Here is a 25,485-nt window from a genome sequence, read left to right as displayed (position 1 = left end):
TGATGGTTTTGCGCCCAAAGCGATGCTATCATTGCTGTTAACAGATGTATAGCCGTCTAAAAAAGTATGAGGAATGTATGCATAACAATACCGCTATTTCAGAACTTATAGAAGCAGGAAAGTGGATCAGTCAACGTGGTTGGGTGCCAGCTACGGGTGGTAATTTTTCAGCGCGAACTAACACCGGTTTTGTGGTTACTGCCAGCGGTTTTGACAAAGGTCAATTAGGGTCGCATACCTTTATTGAACTGGATCATGTCGGTAATCGTAGCGCTAGCGCCGCCAAACCCTCAGCTGAAACCGAATTGCATTTGTGCATGTATAAACTTATTCCTGCTGCTAATTATGTATTGCACACTCATTCGGTTGCTGCGACGGTATTATCTCGGGTTATTAAAGGTCACAGCCTAGACTTACACGGCTACGAAATGCAAAAGTCACTAACCGGCATTACTTCACATTTAGACACCTTGAGTATTCCAATCTTTGATAACGACCAAGATATTGATCGCTTGAGTTTATTAGTGAGCGATCACCACTTACACACGCCTATTGAGCACGGCGTGCTTATTCGCGGCCACGGTTTGTATGTAGTGGGTCGCACTATTGGTGAAGTACGCCGTCAATTAGAAGGCCTTGAGTTTTTATTTGCATGTGAGATAGAACGCTTAAAATTAGTAGGATTAGAATCATGATCAAAGCACTGCTGACCGATATTGAAGGCACTATTACCCGTATTTCGTTTGTTAAAGACGTACTATTTCCATATGCCGCAAAGCAACTCCCCGAATTTGTAAAAACTCATCAAGAGCAAAGCGCTGTAGCTGAACAAATTTATGCCGTAAAAGCGGTTATTGAACAGCCAGATGCCAGTATTGATGTCGTAATTAACACTTTACTTGAATGGATCCGTGACGATAAAAAAATCACTCCATTAAAACAGTTACAAGGTTTGATTTGGCAAACTGGCTATGAAAATGGCGATTTTACCGGCCATTTATACCCAGATGCCTACCACTTTTTAGTTGCACAGCAACAAGCCGGCCAGCAGTTGTATGTGTATTCATCAGGGTCAGTAAAAGCACAGCATTTAATTTTCAACTACTCTGACTTTGGTGATATTCGCTCCTTGTTTACTGATTATTTTGATACTCAAGTCGGCGCTAAACAAGAGCAACGTTCATATCACAATATTATTGAGCAACTACCTTTTGCCGCTAATGAAGTGTTATTTTTAAGTGATGTGGCAGCCGAGCTTGATGCCGCCAAAGCCGCAGGTTTAAAAACCTTGCACCTGATCCGTGATGGTCAAGCAAGCTCGCCTGCGCATAACTATATTAACGATTTTAGCCAATTCACCGTGGAGCATTTAGCATGAGCCAACTGACTATTTTTGCTGATTGTAACGGCAATAATGCTTTATTAAACACTCAAGATACAGCACAAATTGCCACCGAGCTTAATAAAGTAAATGTACGATTTGAGCAGTGGCAAGCAACAAAAACGATTACTGCTGATACTAGTCATGAAGCTATTATTTCCGCCTATAACGCTGATATTGAACGCTTAAAGCAACAAGGTGGTTATCAAACTGTAGATGTTATTTCGCTGGCAAAAGGCAACCCGAACGCTGCAGAATTACGTGCTAAGTTTTTATTTGAGCACACCCATAGTGAAGACGAAGTACGCTTTTTTATAAAAGGCCAAGGATTATTTTGCCTGCATATTAACGACAAGGTTTACCAAGTACTTTGCAAGCAGGGTGATTTAATTTCAGTACCAGAGCTTACTCCCCATTGGTTTGATATGGGCAGCGATCCTGAATTTACTGCGATCCGTTTGTTCAATAATATCGAAGGCTGGGTGGCACAAAGCACCGAATCTGAGATTGCTAAGCAGTTTCCTTTATTGGACTAAATATCTGTTAATAATGGAGTTTAAATGGAAAAGTTGTTTTCATACGGCACACTGCAATTAGAGCAAGTACAGCTTGATACCTTTGGCCGCTTGCTCGAAGGCCAAGCCGATACACTACAAGGTTACGTAGTAGGCGAAGTTGAGATCACCGACGCCGCCGTGCACAAAAGCAGCGGCCAGCGTTTTCATCCAGCATTAATTAAAACAGGCCTGCCAACAGATACAGTAACTGGCACTATTTTTACTATCACCTTAGAGGAACTTGCTAACGCGGATAGCTACGAAGTTAATGACTACATCCGTATTGAAGAGTCATTTAGCAGCGGCATTAATGCATGGGTGTATGTGGCTAAGAGCTAACGTCATATCAAAGATGACTTAAACAACTTAACTCTGTAGTATATTTTCAGTATTAGTTTTACTCAATTAAGTGAACGTGGAATGGTCAACGAACAATATCAAAAGTCCAAACAACAACTTGCGTATTCTCGTAAGCAAGTTGAAAAAGCTGGCCGTATTTTTCGTAAACAAGAAGGCGATTTTGAATTTGCTACCGAAGTCATTCAGAACTATCGCGCGGCTCATTTATACCCGCTGACCATCATCAAAAACTTAATATGGAAACACGTAAAAAAACTCAACCTGCTTGATTCTGCTACTATTGTACGTCGCTTAAAACGCTTGCCGACAATTATTGATAAACTGCAACGTGAGTCATTAGACGGCAAAAGTGAAAATGCAATCAACCTTAAACGCATGCACGACATAGGTGGTTGCAGAGTTATTTTAGACAATTTAGACAGCCTGTATAAGCTCAATACGAGTTTAGATTCAAGTCGAACAGTCCATAGCGTAAAGTCATATGATTATATTGAACATCCTAAAGCCACTGGCTATAGGGGCATTCATCGTGTCTATAAAAGCTATAACAATTTAGAGTCTCACGATTACAGAGGCTTTCAAATAGAAGTTCAATTACGTACTCGACTCCAGCATTTATGGGCAACTACAGTCGAAATCGTCGATATTATTGAAAAAGAAACACTGAAAACCAACCCACAAGCCGCCGATACAGATTGGCAGCGATTATTTTTTATCATGGGTGAATTTCTTGCCGTTAAAGATGGCTCAAATCAATTAAGTCCTGAACAATCACAAGGCTTTATTGATGAATTAGCTGCTTTAAATAAAAAGCTCGCAGCATTTCATAAACTCGATGCGTTTAACCGTGCGTTTCAAGTTGACGAGATTAAAAATAAATCAAAAGATACAGGTTTTGCTTTACTTGTTCACAATACCGAAACTCAAATGGGTCGGGTCTTTTTGTACGCAGCCAGTAAGAAACAAGAAGCATTAACGCACTATGCAGAGCAAGAGCGACAAACTCACAACAACGTATTATTAGTCGCGGGAAATGACTTAAAATCTATCGAAAAAGCCTATCCCAACTACCTTAATGACACTTCTGAGTTTCTTTCAGAATTTAGCCGTATATTACTGGGTTAACTGTTAATTTAAGTCTTTCAGTTCACCAACTAACACTTGTTGTTGGTCATACACGCCAGTATCGAGTACCCAGCCGGTAATAAGCTTAGCGGGGGTTACATCAAATGCGGGATTATATACGTTAGCATTTGTAGGTGCCCATAGCGCTTCACCAAAGCTTCCGCTTACACCGCGCACTTCTGCGCTGTTACGTTGTTCTATTTCAATGTCTGCACCGCATGCTGTGTTTACATCGAGGGTTGTTAGCGGCGCTACTACATAAAATGGGATGTCATGAAAATGCGCCAGTACTGCTAAGTTATAAGTGCCTACTTTATTAGCAAAGTCACCATTTGCAGCAATACGATCTGCACCGACAAAAATTTTATCAACCTTGCCAGCAGCCATTAAACTCGCTGCCATATTATCGCAAATTAAGGTGTAAGGTACTTGCCAGCGCTCAAGTTCAAATGCGGTTAAACGCCCGCCTTGCAATAATGGCCGCGTTTCATCCACCCATACATGAATATCGCCATGACGTTGCTGCGCTTTATAAATAACACCAAGAGCAGTACCAATACCTGCGGTTGCTAAGGCGCCTGTATTACAATGTGTGAGAATATTATCGCCGCTGCTAACCAATGCAGCACCATGATTTGCCATGCTTTCACACAAGGCGATATCTTCATTAAACAGGGTAACAGCTGCGCTTACAATTGCCGTTAAATAATCATCTTGTTGTAACGCAATACGTAACTTTGCCATACAATGCATTAAATTAACCGCGGTTGGCCGAGTGGCTTCTAAATCATCAATCGCCTGCGCTAATGCTACTTTATCTGTGCCTTGCTCTGCCAAATGGGCAACTAGCAAACTTGCTCCTAAACCAATCAGCGGTGCGCCGCGTATTTTTAAGCTTAGAATTAAATCCCTCATACTGGCTACATCATCACATTCGTGCCATACCTGCTGATGCGGCAGTAGGTATTGGTCTAACACGCTTAGTGTATTGTTTTGATATTTTAAACTGCTCGCTATGAGGTCTTGCATGATTGATCCTGAATAATCGTTAGGCTGAGGTTATTTTACAGTAGTTTTTAAAACGCACAACCCAGAAGTGTAGACATCTAAACGGTTGAAGGTATAGAATGCTATCGTTTATCATTTTCTGAGAGTACGCCGATGGCCGAATACGTTGCCTTTAATGCACAGCATGCGATTGATTATATTAAAAATCTTGTAACTAAAGATGGATATGATTTGTTTGATCCTGACCAAACGTTATCGGCGTATGAGTTTGGAGATGGCAATTTAAATCTCGTTTTTAGAATAAGCGACGAGCAAAGTAATAGCGTTATTTTAAAGCAAGCCTTGCCTTATGCGCGCTGTGTGGGTGAGTCATGGCCATTAACGCTTGACCGAGCACGCATTGAAGCTGAGGTTTTACTCAATCACGGCGCATTAAGCCCTGACTACACAGCAAAAGTATTGCATCATAATCCAGCGCAAGCACTGACCATTTTAGAAGATCTTGGTCACTTACAAATTTTGCGTAGCGCACAAATAAACGCAGAGCAATTTCCGCTATTAGGTCAACATGTAGCTCACTACTTAAGCCATACCGGTTTTTATAACTCAGACTTTTACCTAACCGCGCAAGATAAAAAAGCCAAAATCAGTCAGTTTACCAATCCAGAATTGTGCCAAATTACTGAAGATTTGTTTTTCAACGATATCTTGCGTGAACATGAACGTAATAACTATCCAAGCGAGTTGCAAAGTACAGTCAATAAACTACAAAATAACACCGCATTACATTTAGCGATCGCAAAACTAAAAGCTAAGTTTTTATCATGCCCGCAGACGCTATTACATGGTGATATGCATAGCGGCAGTATTTTTGTCGATCAAAACACCACTAAGATGATCGACCCTGAATTTGGCTTTTTTGGCCCAGTTGGCTTTGATATCGGCTCATTTATCGGCAATTTATTATTAAACTACTGCGCGCAAAATGCTCGTATTAGTGAATTTGTTACACGCCGTAACTATCACACCCATTTACTGACTTGCCTGCAAGAGAGTTATTCTTTGTTTGAACAACAGTGGCTGACATTTATTGCAGAGCAAACCACAGATAACAATTTAAAAGCCGCTGGTTATGGCGAGTATTTTATGCAACAAGTATTACAAGACGCGATTGGTTACTGTGGGACAGAACTAATACGCCGCACTATCGGCTTAGCACACGTTGCTGACATTGATGGCATTGAAGATGCGCAGGCGCGTTTAGACGTACAACGCCACACTTTAGCGCTGGGTGAGCAGTTAGTACTCAACGCCCACACTTGCAATAACAAAGAAGAGTTTTTCTCTTTATTGATAAGCCAACTAAATTAAATTTATAAAAATAGCAAAAGGCACTTTATTTAGTGCCTTTTATCAACCTATTTGGGCGGGACCTAGCTTCTATTACCTAATCTTTTAAATTACTGGTAATTTTCATACATTTTATCAAGCGGCTCTGATAAACCATTTTCTTGCACAACGCGCACATGCTGGCGGCCAAGTTCACGGGCACTAAATACCCCGCATGAGTGAGCAATTAAACCCGCACCATAATGAATGTACTTATTGTAGTTTGCTACGCGCTGCGCTTTATCGGCGACATCTAAGCCACGTTGCAACCGCTCGTTGTGTGTGGTTATCCCTGTTGGGCAAGTGTCTTTATTACATTGCAGCGCTTGAATACAACCCAAAGCAAACATATGACCACGTGCCGATACAACAAAGTCTGCGCCCAGCGCGAGCGCCCATGCAACCTTAGACGGCACAATCAGTTTGCCTGACGCAATAACTTTAATTCGCTCTCGCAGGCCATGCTTTTCGAGCATATTAACAACCAAAGGTAAACTTTCTTTCAGTGGTAAACCCACCGAATCCATCAGCGGTTGTGGTGCAGCACCGGTACCGCCATCAGCACTATCGATAGTAATAAAGTCGGGCGCAGATTCAATACCACGATGATTGATCTCAGCAAACAAGGTTTCCAGCCATGCATAAGCGCCAATAACCGCTTTAAAGCCGGTTGGCTTGCCAGTCGTTTCGCGCACCGAGGCAATCATATCAAGTAAATCTGCAGGGTTTTTAACTTCAGGATGACCATTTGGGCTAATTGAATCGTGACCTTCTGGGATACCACGAATAGCCGCAATTTCAGCAGTCACTTTTTTGCCTGGCAACATACCGCCTTTACCAGGCTTCGCACCTTGGCTCATTTTAATTTCAAACATTTTTACTTGTTCATGCGCAGCTATTTGCTTGAGCTTCTCATGACTTAATTTACCTTGTTCATCGCGCACACCATATTTAGCTGTGCCAATTTGAAACACAATGTCGGCACCTCCTTCTAAGTGATAAGGGCTTAAACCACCTTCACCAGTGTTCATCCAACAACCAGCGAGTTTGGCACCTTGCGATAACGCACGTACAGCAGGTTTTGATAACGCACCAAAACTCATACCTGAAATATTGAATAGCGATTTAGTAATATAAGGATTTGGACAATGCGGCCCTAAGGTAACTGCACTAGGTTCAAGCGCTTCTTCGTCCAAGGTAGGAAACGCGCAGTTCATAAACATCACGGTCCCGGTAACTTCTAGGCTCTGAGTTGAGCCAAAGGCGGTGGTACGATCAACATTTTTAGCCGCTTTATAAACCCAACTACGATCGGCGCGATTAAATGGCATTTCTTCGCGATCCATAGCGAAAAAGTATTGACGAAAAAACTCACCTTGGCGCTCAAAAAAGTATCTAAACCGACCTATTACCGGATAATTACGTCTAATCGCTTGTTTAGATTGAGTGACATCACTGATATAAAAATAAATAACAACTAAAACTAAACACCCAAATACCACTATAAATAAGCTGGCAAACACATCAATGCTAAAAACTATTAAATTACTCATGCAGCGCCCCTTGCTGGTTGTTTTCTCATTTCACTAATACTTATACTAAAAACTTAAGCTAAGTAGCGAATATATTAGTAAAAATCTTATTACAGTAGAGAGCATATAAGCAGATTAAATTTCAAGCAAAGGATTTTAATGGATCACTGCACTGAATGCAGCGATCCATGTCGATAGAAGCTAGCTTTTTTGTTTAGTTAACTCAGTTTCAATGTATCGATGGATTTGATCTTCTAATACTGACATTGGCACAGAGCCATGACGAAGTATTTGATGATGGAACTCGCGTACATCAAAGTCTTGCCCTAATGCTTGCTCTGTTTCTTTGCGTAAGCGTTTAATAGTCAGCTCACCAATTTTGTATGATAGTGCTTGTGCTGGCCATGAAATATAACGATCAGTTTCGGTTTTCACATTGTGTAAAGACAACGCCGTATTTTCGCTCATAAATTTCATCGCACGATCGCGACTCCAGCCGTACATGTGCATGCCAGTATCAACCACTAAACGGGCTGCACGCCACATTTCATAAGTTAAACGACCAAAGTTACTATATGGATCTTGATAAAAGCCCGCTTCAATACCTAAGTATTCAGAATATAATCCCCATCCTTCGCCAAATGCTGATAAATAAGCATCTTGACGATAACTTGGTAGGTTTTCTAATTCAGCATTAAGGGAAATCTGTAAATGATGCCCAGGTACAGCTTCATGAAAAGTAAGTGCCTCTAAAACATATAAAGGGCGCTTATCAAGTGCATAAGTGTTTACCCAGTAATAACCCGCTTGATCATCACGACTCGAACCAGAGTAACGACCAGTCGTGTACTTAGGCGCTATGCTTGCTGGCACAGGTGCAACACCATAAGGCATGCGTGGTAAGGTGTGAAATAGCTTAGGTAATTGTGCATCCATTTTTTTAGCTATGTACGATGCTTCTTTTAATAACTCTTCCGGTGTTTTAGCGTAAAATTGCGGATCAGTACGTAAAAAGTGCACAAATTCAGCAAATGTGCCTTTAAAACCAACTTGCTCAATAATCTTATCCATTTCAGCACGAATACGTGCCACTTCTTTTAACCCCAGTTCATGGATTTCTTTTGGTGTCATATCTGTGGTGGTGTAATACTTGGCACGATTAGCATAAAACGCAGCACCATTTGGTGTAGCAGAGATACCAATTTCAGTACGCGCACCTGGCTGATACTCTTCATTAAAAAACGTTAAATAATTTTTATAAGCAGTAATTACCTGTTCTTTAATGATTTTTTTAGCTTGTTGCTGTAAAGCAAAAAACTCACTATCACTCAAACCAGCGGTATTATTTAAAAATGGTTTATAAAATTCAGACTCAGTAACGTCATCAACAATATATGCACTGATAGAATCTTGATAACCAATTAATACAGCCTTAGGTTGAGTTAAGCCAACTTCCAGCCCTTTACGCATCCAACCGATATTTTGCGCAAAAAACCGAGGAACTTGCTGCAAACGCTGTAGATAAAGCTGGTAATCAGCTAGTTTTTTATAATCTGAACTCGACACCATAAAAGATAAACTCGAGTGAAAGCCATATTCAGAAGTAAGCGGCATGTAGTGGCTGTTAAATACATATTCATCGATACTATTTTGTACTTGGCCACGAATTATAGTGAGATTAATACGGTTTTCATCACTGAGTTTATCTTTATCTATTGCATCTAACTGCGCTAATAATTCAGTGTTATGTTGGTATTTCTTTTCAAGAAACTCCGCAGATAAATTAGTTAACAAATAGCCATCAACCCCCTCGGGGTTGCTATACGTGCTAATACTTTTACGGTAATCAACAATTGATTGCGCCACTTGCGTAAATTGTTGGTCACTATCTATCGTGGTCATTTGGCACGCACTTAATGTACATACCAAGGCGATACTTAACAGGGAATGACGCATAACCGATGAAGGTGATTTTTTCATAATAATAGGGATCTGCTACTTAAAACGTGATGTTTAACCTAACCTAGGCAGATCAAATAACCAAAAAAATGCGACCAAGGGCGATAAATATAAGGTTAAATTAACCGCGACTATTGGCTAGTAGTTAATCAGCATTTTTATTGCCTAATAAGATTGTCGAGAAAACCAGCTAATGAACGAGAAAAATGGAGATTTCGCTGCCAAATTACATATTTTTGCTTTTAAATATCCCCGATACAGATTAATGTAAGGCAATCTCATACGCTAGGATCGCGTCAAGACCTCATGGAGAAGGTTATTTAATTTCGCTGTTACGTGTATTTAATTGGTGTATACAATGATGTTCCATGATTCCATGGCTATTGCTCAAGAAAAAATGACCAAGGTATGTATCTTTTTAGAACACCATATATTACCACCGACCCCTCTCAATTATCACGTTGTCTATACCTATATCAGCCAAGTTAATTCTGATTTAAATACCACTATCGATCGTGCAATTGCCCAAGGCCAAGAAATTGACTGTGTTTATATAGAGCAACTGTATTTCGATTATATGGATCAAGCTCATCAAGCTGAAACCAAAATGGTACGCAATGTTGATGATGTTATTAATTCATTATCACGTAGCGCGCACTCAACCGAAAAAGATATCATTCGCTTTGCAAGTCAGGTCAGCGAATGCGTGCATTTATTAGATGAAAATAATGTTAGCCAAAGCAAACTCGCACTTGAGACATTAAATAAGCAAACTGCCCACCTGCTCACTCAACATAAACAATTTAAAATAGAGCTAATCAAAGCAAAGCGATTGCAAGAGAAAACCCAACAACAGCTCGTACAATTACGTAAACAACACATCACCGACCAGCAAACAGGCCTTTTTAAACGTCATTATTTAAACCAGCAAACACAATTATGGTTAAACCAAAAAAAATCTGTGTGTGCAATTGCCATCCAAATCGATAACTTAGATCACTTTATTGATAACTACGGCGATATCATTGGTGAAGTAATTTTAAGTAAAGTAGCTAAACAAATTCAAAAGTATGTATTTGAAAGTGGCCTGCCAGGGCGTACTGGTAAAGATGCTTTTACTGTATTACTGGCTGATATCGACCCTGAAACTGCGAATGTAATTGCTGAAAAAGTCCGTAACGGAGTCGAGAAACTGCGTTTCGTCAGTTCTAAAAATGGCATTAAGCTGCCAGCAATCAACCTGTCATTAGGGATTGCCAAACACCAAGATGAAAAAGATTTTAATAATCTTGCCCGTAAAGCCTCCAATGCAGCACATAAAGCAAGATCGCTTGGCCAAAGCAGCTTTATTGCCGGACAGTGAGCCACAACGAATAAATAATAAAGCTTGATCCACAAGCAATTTTCCCCATATTCAAATTGCACCATGGCGTAACAATCAAGTACACTAGTCTTTATTACTACGATAGAGATTAATCATGAACGAGAATCCTGAAAAGACCACGCATTTTGGTTATAAGACCGTTGCCGAAACCGAAAAAGCTTCTATGGTTGCCGATGTATTTCATTCAGTTGCTACTAAATATGACGTAATGAATGATCTCATGTCGTTTGGTATTCATCGTTTATGGAAACGTCAAACCATTGCCAGCTCAGGTGTGCGTAAAGGCCATCATGTGCTGGATTTAGCCGGTGGCACTGGCGACTTAACGGCAAAGTTTAGTCAACTAGTTGGTGATACTGGGCAAGTAGTATTAGGTGATATTAACTCATCAATGCTTAAAGTGGGGCGCGAAAAGCTACATAACCTAGGTCTTGTCGGTAATATTGACTACGTACAAATGAATGCTGAAGCACTGCCTTTCCCTGATAATAGTTTTGATTTAATTACCATTGCCTTTGGTTTACGTAATGTTACAGATCAAAATAAAGCACTTCGCTCGATGTACCGAATCTTAAAGCCTGGGGGTCGTCTGCTGGTATTGGAGTTCTCCAAACCAGAGCATCAAGTGTTAAGTAAAGCCTATGATTTTTACTCATTTAACTTACTACCTAAAATGGGTGAGTTAGTTGCTAACGACGGTGAATCATACAAATATTTAGCTGAATCAATTCGTATGCACCCAGATCAAGAAACACTAAAAGCAATGATGAACGAGGCTGGATTTGAGCAAACCACCTATCAAAACCTCACCGGTGGTATTGTAGCATTACATCGTGGCTTCAAATATTAAGCGTCACACCAGCTAGTAACGTTTATTGCTAAGGTATTGTATGTTAAATAATTTCATAGTCGCACTAGTCGAAGGTATTTTAAATACGGCACTTAAGCTCGACCCCACTCTTGGCGATAGGCTGTCATCAATTGCCCAACAACGCTTATTAATTGATATACGCGATTGGCAACAGCAGTTTTTAGTGGTGTTTACTGGCCAGCAACTGCATTTATACAACACTACCGAAACGCAATATGACTGCATGATAAGCGCCGATATTAATACGTTAATGGCACTTAAAAACCCTGCGATGCTGACTCAGTTAATCCGCCAAGATAAACTCGATTTGCAAGGTGATCTAAATATTGCACAAGGGTTTAGTAATGCTTTCGCTGCGCTTAATATCGATTGGCCTGAACACTTATCTGATTATCTTGGTGACGCAGCGGCACAGCAACTATGGCAGTTAGTTAAACAAACTCAACAGCAAGGTCAAAAAGCCAACAAGAAACTCTCTACAACGCTCACTACTTTATGCCAAGACGAGCTCAAAGTGACTATTCATCCTTTAGAGCTTGAGCAATTTAAGCAACACACGCGTCAACTCAAAGCACATGTTGCGCAACTTGAGTTACGTATCAACCAACTACTTCAAGCAAAATGAATCAGTAAGGATTATCTGTGTCAGCTGCTCGGCTTTATAACATCACAAAAACCCTCCTTAGCTATGGTTTGGATGAACTGATCCCATCACAAAAAATACCTTGGTATGGCAAAGTTGGCCGTGCATGTCTATTTTGGCTAACCAATAAACACCCAGAAAAACCAGCAGGGTTAAGACTGCGTTTAGCATTACAACAATTGGGGCCAGTGTGGATCAAGTTTGGCCAGATGTTATCTACTCGGCGCGATTTATTACCACTAGACATCGCTTTAGAGCTGGCCTTACTGCAAGATCAAGTACAGCCATTTGATGGTGTGTTAGCACAACAACTAATTGAAAATGCACTTGAAATCGATGATATCAGTGAATACTTTAGCGATTTTGAGCAAACCCCTTTAGCTTCAGCATCCATTGCCCAAGTACATACTGCTACTTTAGTGGATGAACATAATCAACCACAAAAGGTGGTTATTAAAGTTATTCGCCCTGATATCAGAGAACAAATTGACGCTGATTTAGCATTAATGGAACAATTTTCCAAAGTAGTGGCCAAGTTAATCAATGAAGCGAAAAGGTTACGCCCAGTTGAAGTAGTCAAAGAGTATAAAAAAACCTTACTTGATGAACTTGATCTGATGCGTGAAGGCGCAAACGCCATTCAATTAAAGCGTAATTTTGAGGGTTCTGATTCGCTTTATATTCCCTATGTTTACAGTGACTATAGTCGCGTAAATGTACTAGTCATGGAGCGAATCTACGGTATTCCAGTGTCTGATACTGAGGCATTAGTTGCGCAAAACACCAATATGAAACTACTGGCCGAACGCGGTGTGGAGGTGTTTTTCACCCAAGTGTTCCGTGATAGTTTTTTTCATGCTGATATGCACCCTGGTAACGTATTTGTATCCTATGAGAGCCCTGAAAACCCTAAATTTATCGGTATTGATTGTGGCATCGTGGGCACGCTAAACAAAGAAGACAAACGTTACTTAGCCGAAAACTTTATTGCCTTTTTTAATCGCGATTATCGTCAAGTCGCACAATTACATGTCGATTCTGGCTGGGTACCTAAAGACACCAGCGTGGAAGAATTTGAGTTTGCCATTCGCACTGTCTGCGAGCCGATTTTTAATAAGCCATTAGCAGAGATTTCATTTGGCCACGTCTTAGTTAATCTATTTAATACCGCTCGTCGCTTTAATATGCAAGTTCAACCCCAATTAGTTCTACTACAAAAAACCTTGTTGTATGTTGAAGGCCTTGGGCGTCAGCTATATCCACAATTAGATTTATGGAAAACAGCTAAACCCTTTTTAGAAGACTGGGTAAAGCAACAGGTTGGTCCTTGGTCGGTATTGAAACAGGTATACGCAAACTTGCCATTTTGGGCAGAAAAAATGCCTGAGTTACCTGATTTGATTTATCACAACCTAAAACAACAGCGCAACAGCCCTGCACCACTGCCACAGCCATCATACAAGCCATTATTACTTGGTCTTTTTGCTGCTTCAGCAATGATAGTCTCTGGGTTATGTTATTTGCAGCATGACCTTGTCGCTGCAGGTATTGCTGGGATATGCTCTTTAAGCGGCTTTATACTTGCTTGGCGCAGTGCAACATAAACTAAGTGCTATTTAGTGCTCGGTGAGTATAATCAGTACAATAATTTTAATTCACAGTATTTAAATAAGTGGAGAACATCATGGGTTTTGGCGGCATTAGTATTTGGCAATTGTTAATTGTTTTAGCAATCATAGTGTTACTTTTTGGCACAAAAAAATTGCGTGGCATTGGCGGTGATTTAGGTAACGCTGTAAAAGGGTTTAAAAAAGCAGTCTCTGAAGATGAGCAAAATAAACCAGCAGAACCAATTGAACAAGCAAATAACCCAATACAAAACAAAGAGTCTGTTGATAAAAGTAAAGAAGACCATAAGGCTTAATTAGCATGGGTATGTGGGAACTTGTTGTGGTGTTAATCGTCGGCTTAGTGGTACTTGGCCCTGAGCGGTTGCCAGTTGCTATTCGTACTGTTAGCCGTTGGATAAAAACTATAAAATCGCTGGCTAATTCGGTTAAGGCTGAAGTTAATGAAGAATTAAGAGTGCATGAGTTACACCAAAATTTAAAAAAAGCCGAACAACAAGGCATGCAGGACTTAAGTCCTGCAATAAAAGATTCAGTCAGCGAATTGCAAAAGGCTGCGGACTCGGTCACCCATAGTTATAAAAGAAATCCTCCTGAGCAAGCAGATAAAGTGAATGTTGATGAACAAAAATGAAATTATTTTTGTTAGCTATGGTCTATATATCGGTAACGAGTTAAATTATGACTGAACAAGTTAAATCAGGCTTTGTAAGTCATTTAATTGAATTGCGAAATAGGCTTATGAAAGCCTTATTAGCTATATTGGTATTTTTTATTGCGCTGGTTTACTTTGCGAACGATATTTACGGTTTTGTAGCGGCCCCATTAGTTGCGCACTTACCAAGTACAGCAACCATGATCGCTACTGATGTAACAGCACCATTTTTTGCGCCGTTTAAGTTAACCTTATTTGTCGCTTTATTTGCAGCGTTTCCATTAATATTACACCAAATATGGGGCTTTATTGCGCCAGGGTTATACCAACATGAAAAACGCATGCTAATGCCTGTTTTAGCATCTAGCATTATACTTTTTTATAGCGGTATCGCATTTTGTTACTTTGTAGTACTACCCATAATTCTTGGCTTTTTTACTAGCGTTGGCCCAGAAATGATGACGTTGGCACCAGATATTAGTAGCTACTTAAGTTTTGCGTTGAAGCTATTTTTTGCTTTTGGGGTCGCTTTTGAGATTCCAGTAGCGATAATGCTGCTGTGTTTTAGTGGCGCTACCACAACACAAAGTTTAAAAGAAAAACGTCCTTATATTGTGGTCGGTGTTTTTGTTGTAGCTATGTTTTTAACGCCACCGGATGTACTATCACAAACATTATTAGCATTTCCCATGCTACTGTTATTTGAATTGGGTTTAATCTTAGCATCCTTTTATAGCGCTAAACCCCAGCAAAATGAGTCTGAGGAATAAATGAAAAAACAACTACTACCAATACTTGCCTTATTAAGCATTCCTACTGTTCATGCCAATGAAGTTAACTTACAAGCTTTACAAGCATGTACATTTGTAGAAAATGACTTCAATCGTCTGCTTTGTTATGACAACACTATGGCGGGTAAATCATTAAGTAAGCCAGCAACAACAAAAACCTTAACCCCACCTACCAACTCAGCAGCCCCTAACGTTGGCGCACCAACAGCTGCAGCAGTAGCCAATGAGCAAATAGCTAAGACTAAAAATGACGATTTTGGTTTAGAACACAAAGAAGTAGCAAGAGATAATGACAATGAAATATCAGCCGTCGTTAGCAACGTCAAAGAAGCGCCATACGGTGAATTAATTATTAGTTTAGACAACGGTCAACAATGGCGTCAAATTGGCTCAGATAGCTTGCGTATCGACCAAAATGATACCGTGATTATTGAACGTGGTATGTTCAACTCCTTTTTATTAAAAAAAGCAGGCCAGAATCGTTCGATCCGCGTTAAGCGCACTAATTAATGACCACATCACTCATTGATGCAGGCGTAAATCTTACCAATCATCAATTTGATGCTCAACATTCGGCTATCATTGCTCGCGCAAAAGCGCAAAATGTTAGCCAAATGCTGTTAATTGGCTGCGATATAAACTCCAGTCAGCAAGCGATTAACTTAGCACAACAGTACAAGCTACTTGCTACCGCCGGTGTTCACCCCCATGACGCAAAATCAGCCGATGGAAAACTAGAAACACAACTGCGCACTCTCGCTGCACACCCTGAGGTTGTTGCGATTGGCGAATGTGGATTAGATTACAATCGCGACTTTTCTCCCCGCGAGACTCAACGTTCCGTGTTGCACCGACAACTCACTTTGGCAGTAGAGTTAAACCTTCCGGTATATTTACATGAGCGCGATGCGAGCGAAGATATGCTGGCAATATTGCAACAATATTCGGTGCGTGGAGTATTACATTGTTTTACTGGTGATCAGCACGCCTTAGAACAGTATTTATCGCTCGGTTTATACATTGGTATTACCGGTTGGGTCTGTGACGAACGTCGCGGTAAATCACTGCAACAACTGATGCCTATGCTGCCATTAGAGCGCCTATTAATAGAAACGGATGCACCGTTTTTGATCCCTCGCTCGTTAACACCAAAACCTAAATCGCATCGCAATGAGCCAAGCTATTTACCACATATATGCCAAACTATCGCGTCCTTAAAAGGCCTAGAGTTTGCAACTGTTGCAAAGCAAACTACACTTAACTTCCAACAGTTATTCAACCACAAGGGCTGATAATGAAGCGTGTTTGGTTGCTGCTTTATAGCTTTGTATTTATTTCATTTACGGCCAACGCAACGCAGATCACCTTAGATAAGCACTTCAAACACCTTGTGAATATACCTTTCGAATATTCCCTGCAGCCTTTCACAGCAGAGCAAGCCAAGCTCACTTCAAATCAGCAATGGCAACAGCTTTCAGAGCAATCGCTCAATTTAGGACTCACTAATCAAGCCGTATGGCTACGCCTGCAACTGGTTAACGCTGAGAATTCAGAGCTACCAATTTTATTGTCCATTGATAATCCGTTATTAGATAAAGTTGCTGTATACCATTACTTTAAGCAAAACAGATTATTGTTTAAAGAAATTGGTGATGTATTACCACTCAATAACCGACAAATTAATACAGAATCATTATTAGTAAAGCTAACACTGCCACCGGCAAGTCAGTCAACATTACTGCTTCGAGTTGAAAGTCTAGATGGTGTTAGAGTGCCGTTAAGTCTTTGGCAGCATGACGAATATTTAAAAGATAAAAGTAAGTTTAATTTAATGTACGGCCTGCTCGTCGGATTTATTTTATCGTTGGCAGTCACTTGCTTGGTCATGTTTGGCTTTTCACGAAAACGTTACTTTGCACTCAGTGGCAGTATTTTAATCACGTTATGGTTATTACTGATTTACTTATATGGCTTTGGTTATCGCTATTTCCACCCGTCTTTGCCTAGTTTGCAGCAGCTAGCCGTGCCTAGCATGCTGATATTAACCACTTGCTTATTCAAGCTATTATTTGAACAATTGCGCCTGCCCACAAAAACAGCGCTGCAACCCTTACACAAATGGAGTAACTGGTTACTTTTTATCAGCTTATTTTTTATCTGGTTGCTCCCTACAAATATCATGCTTTATTACAGCCTAATTGCACCGGTGCTGATTATGTTGTTACACATAACTGCGTTAGGGATCGATATTAAGCAACAGCGAACGCAGCCTCTGAGTGCGCTTTTATGTAGTATGTTAATGTTCTTAACTGCGCAGATCTATCTAATAATTGTCGTATTTGACATCTATGATTTTAATACCCGTGGTTTACCGTTTGTATTTTTTAGCTTTTTAATCTGCTCACTCAGTTTAAGCTTTGCTACCATCAAACACTTTTTAATCGAACGCGATGCTCAAGTTACTGCACAGCAGAGTAAAATAGCCCAAAGTGAAGCACAAGATGCTTTATTGCAAGAGCGTTTAGCACTACAAGAACAAGCTAGGTTAGATTTAGAAGCAAATATAGAAGAGCGAACGTTTGAACTTCAGGTCACCCTGCGAGAGCTTGAAGAAAAGAATCGCGCACTTGAACAAATCAATATGGAAGATCCATTAACACAAATAAAAAATCGCCGCTATTTCGATAAAAAGCTAGTAATGGACTTGCGTCGCTCTCGTCGAGAGCAAACGCCTTTAAGTGTGGTCATGCTCGATATTGATCACTTTAAGAGCATTAACGACACCTACGGGCACTTAATTGGCGACCAAACTATCCGTGCTGTGGCTGACATTATAAAAAGCCATTTAAAACGCCCACTTGACGAAGTAGCCCGTTATGGTGGCGAAGAGTTTGTGATCTTACTACCTAACACCATCCTCGGCGGTGCAGTAGAAATAGCAGAGCAAATCCGCCAAGCAATCATGGATGCCACAATTACAGTGGCAAACACCCAGATAAAGTTTACCATTAGTGCTGGTGTATATAGCGCCATTGCAGAAGACATTCATAATCCGGGATTATTCACCGACTGCGCCGACAAAGCACTTTATCATGCCAAGCAAAGTGGGCGTAATCGTGTAGTTAGTTTTCCAATTTTAGACTAGGAGCAAATAATGGCCCAATCAGGTCTCGACCTTTTCCCTTATACTCGCATGCGCAGAATGCGCCGCAATGATTTTTCGCGCCGCTTGATGGCCGAAAATCAACTCAGTGTAAATGACTTAATTTATCCAGTATTTGTACTTGAAGGTAACAATCGCCGTGAAGCCATTGCATCGATGCCAGGCATAGATCGCTTATCGATTGACTTACTGCTGATTGAAGCAAAAGAGTTGGTTGAATTAGGTATTCCTGCAATCGCTATTTTTCCGGTCACCCCTGCGGACAAAAAATCATTGCTTGCTGAAGAAGCTTACAATGATGATGCACTGGCACAACGCACTGTACGCGCACTCAAAGAAGCCTATCCAGAATTAGGGGTAATCACCGATGTGGCGCTTGATCCATTTACTGTGCATGGACAAGACGGCATTATCGACGATAATGGCTATGTAATTAACGACATCACGACTGAAATATTAGTTAAACAAGCGATATCTCATGCACAAGCGGGTGCAGATATTGTTGCCCCTTCAGATATGATGGATGGCCGCATTGGCGCGATCCGCGAAGCGCTCGAGGCCGAAGGTCACATTCATACACGCATTATGGCTTATTCAGCTAAATATGCCTCAAGTTACTATGGACCATTTCGTGATGCCGTCGGCTCTGCTGGTAACTTAAAAGGTGCGGACAAAAAAACCTACCAAATGGACCCTGCTAATTCTGATGAAGCCATTCGTGAAGTAGCGCTGGATTTACAAGAAGGTGCTGACATGGTGATGGTCAAACCTGGTATGCCTTATTTAGATATTGTACGCCGGGTTAAAGATGAGTTTGGTGTACCTACTTTTGCTTACCAAGTGAGTGGCGAATACGCTATGCATAAAGCGGCGATAGATAATGGCTGGCTTGCTGAAGAAGCCACGATTATGGAGTCATTGCTTGCTTTCAAGCGTGCTGGCGCTGACGGTATTCTTACCTATTTTGCAAAACAAGCTGCACAACTGCTTAAAAGATAAGCCTCATAGATATTTAATTTAGAAAAGGGCGATTCACCGCCCTTTTTATTTTCATATTATTAACATTTTGTATTTTCTTTGTCATAAATTTTCCTTAAACTGTTTGTCCCATTCGGGACACAATACACGGGAAAAAATAATAATGTTCAAAACAAAAATAACGCCATTGGCGCTTGTTATTGCAAGCCTCAGTGCACCAGCCTCAGCTAATCTAATTATTTCAGAATATGTTGAAGGTGGCGGTTACAATAAAGCAATTGAAATCTACAACACCTCATCAACAGCTATATCTCTCGACGGCTATACCCTTAATTTATATTCAAATGGCAGTGATACAGTTTCAACAAGTGAAGAATTGTCAGGCTCTCTTGCTGCTGATAGTACTTTTGTTATTGTAACAACGGACACCCGTGCTTTAGATGACTTAACAACTAAAGCAGATTTACGTAGCGGTGCTGTTAACTTTAATGGTGATGACGCTTTCACACTTACGCTCGGTGATACTGTTATTGATAGTTTTGGACAGGTAGGTGTGCAAGAAGTTTGGACAGCGGGAGGGGTAACTACTAAAGATAAGACTCTACGTCGTAAGGCAGATGTCACCTCTGGTCGCACTGATGCAACTAGCGCGTTTGATCCTAGTGAACAATGGCTACAATTTGATAAAAATGACTTTTCTGGCCTAGGCTTCCACGGTGAAAACAACCAACCAGATCCCGAGCCAGAACCGGAGCCGTTAGTACCATTAGAATGCGGCGCAGCTAAAACCTTGATCAGCGCTGTACAAGGTGAAGGCGGTGATAGCCCTCTATTAAACACAGAAATTGAGCTGGAAGGCGTGGTAACTGCTGATTTTCAAGGTAGTGAGCAATTAAGTGGCTTCTTTATTACATCACTTGATGCAGATATTGATACAAACCCACTTACTTCTGAAGGTGTCTTTGTTTATTTTGCTGATACCGATGTCAATGTTGGTGACCATGTGCGCGTCAAAGGCAGTGTTGCTGAATACTTTAATGCCACCCAAATTGGTGATGTTAGTCAAGTGGAAGTATGTGCTACAGGCTTAACGCCAACAGCAACAAGCATCACTCTCCCTGTTAATAATGTAGCCGATTTAGAAGCTTATGAAGGCATGCTGGTTTCACTAGAACAACCGCTGGTCGTTAGCAACAACTATGGTTTAGGCCGTTATGGTGAAGTAGGTCTTGCCACAGAACGTTTATATCAAGGTACACAAATAGCCCTTCCCGGTGATGCTGCTAACGCTGTTGAAGCCGAAAACATCAAGAAACAAATCTTACTTGATGATGGTTCAACGAAACAAAATCTTGACCCAGTTTCTTACCCAGGTACTGGCTTAGACGCTTATAACACATTACGTTTAGGTGATTCTGTGAACGCAATCACTGGTGTAATGGGTTACAGCTTTGATCGCTATCGCATTCACCCAACAGTACAACCAACTTTTGTTGCAACTAATCCACGTACAGATGCACCAGAACTGCACGCTGATGCAGATCTTCGGATTGCAAGCTTTAATGTGCTTAACTACTTCAATGGTGATGGCCAAGGTGCTGGTTTCCCAACCAGTCGTGGGGCTGATAGTGAAGCTGAATTTATTCGCCAACAAGCGAAAATTGTCAGTGCACTTGTTGCTATAGAAGCTGATGTTATCGGTTTAATGGAAATCGAAAACGATGGTTTCAGTGCAAATAGCGCTATTGCTAGTCTAGTTAATGCGTTAAACGATGAAGATAGCAATAATGAATACGCCTTTGTTAATTTTAACGTAGATAAAATTGGTACTGATGAAATTACCACCGCACTGATCTACCGTGCAAATAAAGTCGCACAAGTTGGCACCGCAGCTATCACAACCCAATATCCATTTGACTACAGTAACCGCCCACCTATTGCACAAAGCTTCAAATCACTTGAATCAGAAGAAGTATTTACTGTTGCTGTAGCGCATTTAAAATCCAAAGGTAGCTGTGGCAGTGCTGATGGCAACAATGCTGATTTAGGTGATGGCCAAGCATGTTGGAATGAGATCCGTGTAGCGGGTGCCAATGCTTATGCTGACTGGCTTGATAGCAAGCCAACCGGTGTAGACGATGAAGATATCATTTTAGTCGGCGATATGAATGCCTATGCGATGGAAGATCCAATACGTGCATTTGCAGATAAAGGATTTAAAAATGTCGTCGCAGAATTAGATGGTAACACTCTTGGTTATTCGTATAGCTTTTCTGGCCGCATGGGTAGCTTAGATCATGCTGTTGCTAGTCCAAGTTTACTTGCTAAAGTTGTCGCAGCGACAGACTGGCATATCAATGCTGATGAGCCGATTAGTCTGGATTATAACGTAGAGTTCAAATCTGATTCTCAAGTTGCTAGCTTGTATTCAGAGAGTGCTTATCGTGCCTCTGATCATGACCCTGTAATTATTGATATTCAATCTACCCCTGCTGTAGAGCCAACGCCTGAGCCACAAGCTCCAGTGCTAGAGCCTGAGCAGAGCTTTAACATCAGTGAAAATAGCCATATTGGCACTGTCATTGGTCAATTGAGCTTTAGTGATGCCGATGCACAGTACACACCCGTTATTGGCTTCATTGTATCTGGCCACGATGCAGTAACTATAAATGAGCAAGGACAACTAATCGTTGCTGGTGATTTAGACTATGAGTTTGAAAGAAAAATCACATTAATGGTACAAGCAAAAGACAGTGCTGGTAATTTATCAAATGCGCAGCTTGTGTACATTAATATCGCTAATGATGAAACTGATGACGAAGACGAAGACGATGACTCAGGTTCATTATTTTGGTTAACGTTACTGGCGTTACCACTAACACTCCTGCGCCGTAAAAAAGCGTAGTATAAACTAAACTCTGCTTGAATAGCTTTATTCAGCAGAGTTCAGATTAGTAAAAAGGCCGCTAAACTGCGGCCTTTTCTATGCATTACATTCAGTATGCTGTGAATTATTACAGCGATTCTTCTTTTTGCTATACCAACACCTAATTGACTGCTGAGCTTGCTCGTCAAACTGCCAGTTATAAAAGTGGATTACTTTGTTATTTTCTAAAGAAACCGATAATACAGTCAGTAATTTTAATGAGTTAAATTGAATATCAACAATTTCATCTGCATTAATATATTTTTTACTTAACCCTTGAGAGTAGTAAATACCCGCTTTATAACAATGCATAAAACGCAAGTTGGCGATACTTAAAATTGAGATAATAAAAATAACAGGAACAATAATTAGGGCTAAAAAAGTCTGATTAACAGCAAACATGATTGTTAGCAAAAAAGCAACTGCACAAAGGGTTAGTATCATAACTAACTGCAACAGCCAGTTTGGGCTCAATTTAATTGCATTCATATAAACGTCCTAAAAAAGTACACATATATGTCTCTTTATTCGAGAGACTTCCATTTCTCTAATATGCGTATATGGGTGGCATAAGCGGGTATTCTACCTGTATTAGTAACTAAGATTCAAGTAATTGCACTACTTTTTACCTAGTTATAAATAACTAGTTTAATTAGTAAAACAGCCAGCTTTTAAACTACAACTTATGAGTGGAATAACGTTTAAGCTGCAGTAATAAATAGTTGATTCTTTTTCTATTATTTAACTCTTTGCTTCAATAGCGACTAAGAGTGCTAACGACTCATTGCTAGCATAACAACAAAAAAGTATTCGATTGTTGGAGGGATAATATTTCTGGCAATAAAAAACCCGCAACAGGTGCGGGTTTTTTTAAGAGTTTAAAGGCTAATTACTTAGCAGCTTTTTTCTCTTTTTCTGCAGCGATTACAGTTTCAGCTACGTTTTGTGGACATGGTGCATAGTGTGAGAACTCCATAGAGAACTGACCACGACCTGATGTCATTGTACGTAATGAACCGATGTAACCGAACATTTCTGATAACGGAACGTCAGCTTTAATACGAACGCCTGTTAAACCAGCTTCTTGGTCTTTCATCATACCACGACGACGGTTAAGGTCACCGATTACATCACCAACGTGATCTTCTGGCGTGAACACGTCAACTTTCATGATTGGCTCAAGAAGTTGTGCGCCCGCTTTAGGGATCGATTGACGGAAAGCGCCTTTAGCAGCGATTTCGAATGCGATTGCAGATGAATCCACGGCATGGAAGCCACCGTCGAAAAGTTCAACTTCAACGTCAAGCACTGGGAAGCCAGCTAGCACACCTTCGCTCATCATTGACTTGAAGCCTTTCTCAACTGCAGGCCAGAATTCTTTAGGTACGTTACCACCAACAACTGATGATTTAAACGTGAAGCCTGAAGCAACTTCGCCTGGCTTGATACGGTAGTCGATTTTACCGAACTGACCAGAACCACCAGATTGTTTCTTATGCGTGTAGCTATCTTCGATTTCACGAGTGATAGTTTCACGGTAAGCAACCTGTGGTTGACCAACGATAAGGTCTACGCCGTAAGTACGCTTAAGGATATCAACTTTGATATCTAAGTGAAGCTCACCCATACCTTTAAGGATAGTTTCGCCTGAATCTTCATCAGTCTCAACTTGGAAAGATGGATCTTCTGCAACCATTTTACCGATAGCAACACCCATTTTCTCATTACCGCCTTTATCTTTAGGCTGTACAGCAATCGAGATTACTGGAGTTGGGAATACCATTGGCTCAAGTGTTACTGGGTGCTTAGGATCACAAAGAGTGTGACCAGTTTGCACGTTTTTCATACCTACGATTGCAATGATGTCACCAGCTTGTGCGCTAGTTAATTCGTTACGGTCGTCTGCTTGCATCTCAACCATACGGCCAACACGCTCAGTTTTACCAGTAAACGCGTTAAGGATAGTGTCACCCTTATTAAGTTTACCTGAGTAAATACGTACGAAAGTTAATGCACCAAAACGGTCATCCATGATCTTAAACGCTAACGCTTTGAATGGTTCATCTACAGATACAACTGCAAACTCGCCGTTTTCGTTACCTTCTTCATCCATAAGCGGTTGAGGATCAACTTCTGTAGGAGATGGTAAGTAGTCAACAACAGCGTCAAGTACTAATTGCATACCTTTGTTCTTGAAAGCAGAACCACAGTATGTAGGGAAGAAAGCAAGGTCACGAGTACCTTTACGGATACAACGCTTGATATCTTCTAAAGAAGGTGCTTCACCTTCCATGTACGCTTCCATTAGGTCGTCGTCTTGCTCTACAGCAGTTTCAACAAGCATTTCATAGTATTCGTCTACTTTGTCTACCATGTCTGCAGGAACGTCTGTGATTTCATAGTTTTCTGGAAGACCAGTTTCATCCCAGATGTATGCTTTTTTGGTTAAAACATCAACAACACCACAGAATTCATCTTCAATACCGATTGGAAGAGTCATGATTAGTGGGTTTGCGCCAAGTACTTTACGTACTTGCTCAGTTACACGATAAAAATCAGCACCCATACGGTCTAATTTATTTACGAAAATAACACGTGCAACTTCTGATTCGTTAGCATAACGCCAGTTAGTTTCTGATTGTGGCTCAACACCACCAGAACCACAGAATACACCGATGCCGCCATCAAGTACTTTAAGTGAACGGTAAACTTCAACAGTGAAGTCAACGTGTCCAGGAGTATCGATAACGTTAAAACGGTGATCTTTCCAGAAACAGCTTACAGCCGCAGACTGGATAGTAATACCGCGCTCAGCTTCTTGTTCCATGAAGTCAGTTGTTGATTCACCATCATGAACCTCACCAGTTTTATGGATTTGACCAGTAAGCTTTAGGATACGCTCAGTAGTCGTGGTCTTACCCGCATCAACGTGCGCGAAAATACCAATGTTTCTGTACTTCGATAAATCTGCCATTATTTTACTCTTAATAAAGTCGAAAAATTATTCGGCGGGAGTATAGCATTACTTAATGCGAACATCACCATAGAAGTCGCTTAAAATGCAATCAATTTTATAATATTTTACTTTCTATGGGTTTTGAAGCGCATAGCCACACTAAAGCCGAGCGCTTTAGC

At 40.7% G+C, this 25,485-nt stretch carries 23 protein-coding genes; 18 read left to right on the top strand and 5 right to left on the bottom strand.

The genetic code is table 11. The features are described 5' to 3' along the window. Positions 1–77: 77 nt before the first annotated feature. From H5200_RS03375 to H5200_RS03355, 5 genes are all read left to right on the top strand, one after another. Positions 78–695, top strand: a complete 618-nt coding sequence (locus tag H5200_RS03375; protein WP_149982209.1) for a methylthioribulose 1-phosphate dehydratase — start codon at positions 78–80, stop codon at positions 693–695. Next, on the top strand, positions 692–1,378 hold the full coding sequence (mtnC, locus tag H5200_RS03370; RefSeq protein WP_145240037.1) for an acireductone synthase: 687 nt from the start codon (positions 692–694) through the stop codon (positions 1,376–1,378). The genes H5200_RS03375 and mtnC overlap by 4 nt, the downstream gene beginning before the upstream one ends. Next, a complete protein-coding gene (locus H5200_RS03365; RefSeq protein ID WP_182760948.1) occupies positions 1,375–1,917 on the top strand; it encodes an acireductone dioxygenase in 543 nt (180 codons plus the stop codon). Before mtnC ends, H5200_RS03365 begins: the two co-directional genes overlap by 4 nt. 24 nt (positions 1,918–1,941) lie before the next feature. Further along, positions 1,942–2,277 carry a gamma-glutamylcyclotransferase family protein gene (locus H5200_RS03360; protein ID WP_182760947.1) on the top strand — a complete coding sequence of 112 codons (336 nt, stop codon included), beginning with the start codon at positions 1,942–1,944 and terminating at the stop codon, positions 2,275–2,277. An 81-nt stretch (positions 2,278–2,358) separates the two neighbouring features. Beyond that, positions 2,359–3,423 (top strand): RelA/SpoT domain-containing protein, encoded by a 1,065-nt coding sequence (locus tag H5200_RS03355; protein ID WP_182760946.1) that lies wholly within the window; start codon positions 2,359–2,361, stop codon positions 3,421–3,423. A gap of 3 nt (positions 3,424–3,426) precedes the next feature. Here H5200_RS03355 and mtnA read toward each other — a convergent pair whose 3' ends face one another. Then, positions 3,427–4,452: an S-methyl-5-thioribose-1-phosphate isomerase gene (gene mtnA, locus H5200_RS03350; protein ID WP_182760945.1), complete on the bottom strand. Its 1,026-nt coding sequence runs from the start codon at positions 4,450–4,452 to the stop codon at positions 3,427–3,429. 132 nt (positions 4,453–4,584) lie between these two features. Here mtnA and mtnK point away from each other — a divergent pair, with 132 nt between their 5' ends. Beyond that, positions 4,585–5,802 (top strand): S-methyl-5-thioribose kinase, encoded by a 1,218-nt coding sequence (gene mtnK, locus H5200_RS03345; protein WP_182760944.1) that lies wholly within the window; start codon positions 4,585–4,587, stop codon positions 5,800–5,802. An 89-nt stretch (positions 5,803–5,891) separates the two neighbouring features. Here mtnK and H5200_RS03340 read toward each other — a convergent pair whose 3' ends face one another. Together H5200_RS03340 and H5200_RS03335 are read right to left on the bottom strand one after the other, a co-directional pair. Then, positions 5,892–7,373: an FMN-binding glutamate synthase family protein gene (locus H5200_RS03340; protein WP_182717495.1), complete on the bottom strand. Its 1,482-nt coding sequence runs from the start codon at positions 7,371–7,373 to the stop codon at positions 5,892–5,894. Positions 7,374–7,553: 180 nt separating this feature from the next. Then, positions 7,554–9,332, bottom strand: coding sequence for a DUF885 family protein (locus H5200_RS03335; RefSeq protein WP_182717496.1), 1,779 nt, complete (start codon positions 9,330–9,332; stop codon positions 7,554–7,556). Positions 9,333–9,687: 355 nt separating this feature from the next. On the opposite strand from H5200_RS03335, the gene H5200_RS03330 reads away from it, so the two are divergent. From H5200_RS03330 to H5200_RS03275, 12 genes are all read left to right on the top strand, one after another. Next, entirely contained in the window at positions 9,688–10,674 is a 987-nt protein-coding gene (locus tag H5200_RS03330; RefSeq protein WP_182760964.1) for a GGDEF domain-containing protein, read from the top strand. Positions 10,675–10,789: 115 nt separating this feature from the next. Next, positions 10,790–11,545: a bifunctional demethylmenaquinone methyltransferase/2-methoxy-6-polyprenyl-1,4-benzoquinol methylase UbiE gene (gene ubiE / locus H5200_RS03325; protein WP_145240051.1), complete on the top strand. Its 756-nt coding sequence runs from the start codon at positions 10,790–10,792 to the stop codon at positions 11,543–11,545. A gap of 40 nt (positions 11,546–11,585) precedes the next feature. Further along, a complete protein-coding gene (locus H5200_RS03320; RefSeq protein WP_149982215.1) occupies positions 11,586–12,191 on the top strand; it encodes an SCP2 domain-containing protein in 606 nt (201 codons plus the stop codon). Between the two features lie 17 nt (positions 12,192–12,208). Continuing rightward, complete coding sequence (ubiB, locus tag H5200_RS03315; protein WP_182760943.1) at positions 12,209–13,813, top strand: ubiquinone biosynthesis regulatory protein kinase UbiB; 1,605 nt, start codon at positions 12,209–12,211, stop codon at positions 13,811–13,813. 80 nt (positions 13,814–13,893) lie between these two features. Continuing rightward, on the top strand, positions 13,894–14,133 hold the full coding sequence (tatA, locus tag H5200_RS03310) for a Sec-independent protein translocase subunit TatA (protein WP_064666784.1): 240 nt from the start codon (positions 13,894–13,896) through the stop codon (positions 14,131–14,133). 5 nt (positions 14,134–14,138) lie between these two features. Then, positions 14,139–14,471, top strand: coding sequence for a Sec-independent protein translocase protein TatB (gene tatB, locus H5200_RS03305; protein ID WP_145240057.1), 333 nt, complete (start codon positions 14,139–14,141; stop codon positions 14,469–14,471). Between the two features lie 47 nt (positions 14,472–14,518). Further along, positions 14,519–15,262, top strand: a complete 744-nt coding sequence (tatC, locus tag H5200_RS03300) for a twin-arginine translocase subunit TatC (protein ID WP_149982219.1) — start codon at positions 14,519–14,521, stop codon at positions 15,260–15,262. Then, positions 15,263–15,793, top strand: a complete 531-nt coding sequence (locus H5200_RS03295) for a hypothetical protein (protein ID WP_182717498.1) — start codon at positions 15,263–15,265, stop codon at positions 15,791–15,793. Next, complete coding sequence (locus H5200_RS03290) at positions 15,793–16,575, top strand: TatD family hydrolase (RefSeq protein ID WP_182717499.1); 783 nt, start codon at positions 15,793–15,795, stop codon at positions 16,573–16,575. The genes H5200_RS03295 and H5200_RS03290 overlap by 1 nt, the downstream gene beginning before the upstream one ends. 2 nt (positions 16,576–16,577) lie before the next feature. Next, complete coding sequence (locus tag H5200_RS03285) at positions 16,578–18,428, top strand: diguanylate cyclase (RefSeq protein ID WP_182717500.1); 1,851 nt, start codon at positions 16,578–16,580, stop codon at positions 18,426–18,428. Between the two features lie 9 nt (positions 18,429–18,437). Beyond that, entirely contained in the window at positions 18,438–19,445 is a 1,008-nt protein-coding gene (gene hemB / locus H5200_RS03280; protein WP_182717501.1) for a porphobilinogen synthase, read from the top strand. Between the two features lie 142 nt (positions 19,446–19,587). Continuing rightward, positions 19,588–22,329: an ExeM/NucH family extracellular endonuclease gene (locus tag H5200_RS03275; protein WP_182760942.1), complete on the top strand. Its 2,742-nt coding sequence runs from the start codon at positions 19,588–19,590 to the stop codon at positions 22,327–22,329. A gap of 78 nt (positions 22,330–22,407) precedes the next feature. On the opposite strand, the gene H5200_RS03270 is transcribed toward H5200_RS03275, so the two are convergent. Together H5200_RS03270 and fusA are read right to left on the bottom strand one after the other, a co-directional pair. Then, positions 22,408–22,839 (bottom strand): hypothetical protein, encoded by a 432-nt coding sequence (locus H5200_RS03270; protein ID WP_182760941.1) that lies wholly within the window; start codon positions 22,837–22,839, stop codon positions 22,408–22,410. A gap of 400 nt (positions 22,840–23,239) precedes the next feature. Then, positions 23,240–25,324: an elongation factor G gene (fusA, locus tag H5200_RS03265; protein ID WP_182760940.1), complete on the bottom strand. Its 2,085-nt coding sequence runs from the start codon at positions 25,322–25,324 to the stop codon at positions 23,240–23,242. Between the last annotated feature and the right edge of the window lie 161 nt (positions 25,325–25,485).

The sequence above is a fragment of the Pseudoalteromonas sp. SG43-7 genome, assembly GCF_014164295.1.
GTDB lineage: Bacteria > Pseudomonadota > Gammaproteobacteria > Enterobacterales > Alteromonadaceae > Pseudoalteromonas > Pseudoalteromonas rhizosphaerae.
Note: the sequence above shows the minus strand (reverse complement) of the source record. Positions and strands in the feature narration are given on the sequence as shown.

What these genes read in the sequence shown, in the direction of transcription:
- fusA (WP_182760940.1), bottom strand. Translation starts at nt 25,324, where the DNA reads ATGGCAGATTTATCGAAGTACAGAAACATTGGTATTTTCGCGCACGTT.
- hemB (WP_182717501.1), top strand. Translation starts at nt 18,438, where the DNA reads ATGGCCCAATCAGGTCTCGACCTTTTCCCTTATACTCGCATGCGCAGA.
- H5200_RS03295 (WP_182717498.1), top strand. Translation starts at nt 15,263, where the DNA reads ATGAAAAAACAACTACTACCAATACTTGCCTTATTAAGCATTCCTACT.
- tatA (WP_064666784.1), top strand. Translation starts at nt 13,894, where the DNA reads ATGGGTTTTGGCGGCATTAGTATTTGGCAATTGTTAATTGTTTTAGCA.
- H5200_RS03275 (WP_182760942.1), top strand. Translation starts at nt 19,588, where the DNA reads ATGTTCAAAACAAAAATAACGCCATTGGCGCTTGTTATTGCAAGCCTC.
- H5200_RS03335 (WP_182717496.1), bottom strand. Translation starts at nt 9,332, where the DNA reads ATGAAAAAATCACCTTCATCGGTTATGCGTCATTCCCTGTTAAGTATC.
- H5200_RS03360 (WP_182760947.1), top strand. Translation starts at nt 1,942, where the DNA reads ATGGAAAAGTTGTTTTCATACGGCACACTGCAATTAGAGCAAGTACAG.
- tatB (WP_145240057.1), top strand. Translation starts at nt 14,139, where the DNA reads ATGGGTATGTGGGAACTTGTTGTGGTGTTAATCGTCGGCTTAGTGGTA.
- H5200_RS03320 (WP_149982215.1), top strand. Translation starts at nt 11,586, where the DNA reads ATGTTAAATAATTTCATAGTCGCACTAGTCGAAGGTATTTTAAATACG.
- H5200_RS03330 (WP_182760964.1), top strand. Translation starts at nt 9,688, where the DNA reads ATGGCTATTGCTCAAGAAAAAATGACCAAGGTATGTATCTTTTTAGAA.
- H5200_RS03270 (WP_182760941.1), bottom strand. Translation starts at nt 22,839, where the DNA reads ATGAATGCAATTAAATTGAGCCCAAACTGGCTGTTGCAGTTAGTTATG.
- tatC (WP_149982219.1), top strand. Translation starts at nt 14,519, where the DNA reads ATGACTGAACAAGTTAAATCAGGCTTTGTAAGTCATTTAATTGAATTG.
- H5200_RS03355 (WP_182760946.1), top strand. Translation starts at nt 2,359, where the DNA reads ATGGTCAACGAACAATATCAAAAGTCCAAACAACAACTTGCGTATTCT.
- ubiE (WP_145240051.1), top strand. Translation starts at nt 10,790, where the DNA reads ATGAACGAGAATCCTGAAAAGACCACGCATTTTGGTTATAAGACCGTT.
- H5200_RS03365 (WP_182760948.1), top strand. Translation starts at nt 1,375, where the DNA reads ATGAGCCAACTGACTATTTTTGCTGATTGTAACGGCAATAATGCTTTA.
- mtnC (WP_145240037.1), top strand. Translation starts at nt 692, where the DNA reads ATGATCAAAGCACTGCTGACCGATATTGAAGGCACTATTACCCGTATT.
- H5200_RS03285 (WP_182717500.1), top strand. Translation starts at nt 16,578, where the DNA reads ATGAAGCGTGTTTGGTTGCTGCTTTATAGCTTTGTATTTATTTCATTT.
- mtnA (WP_182760945.1), bottom strand. Translation starts at nt 4,452, where the DNA reads ATGCAAGACCTCATAGCGAGCAGTTTAAAATATCAAAACAATACACTA.
- H5200_RS03340 (WP_182717495.1), bottom strand. Translation starts at nt 7,373, where the DNA reads ATGAGTAATTTAATAGTTTTTAGCATTGATGTGTTTGCCAGCTTATTT.
- mtnK (WP_182760944.1), top strand. Translation starts at nt 4,585, where the DNA reads ATGGCCGAATACGTTGCCTTTAATGCACAGCATGCGATTGATTATATT.
- H5200_RS03290 (WP_182717499.1), top strand. Translation starts at nt 15,793, where the DNA reads ATGACCACATCACTCATTGATGCAGGCGTAAATCTTACCAATCATCAA.
- H5200_RS03375 (WP_149982209.1), top strand. Translation starts at nt 78, where the DNA reads ATGCATAACAATACCGCTATTTCAGAACTTATAGAAGCAGGAAAGTGG.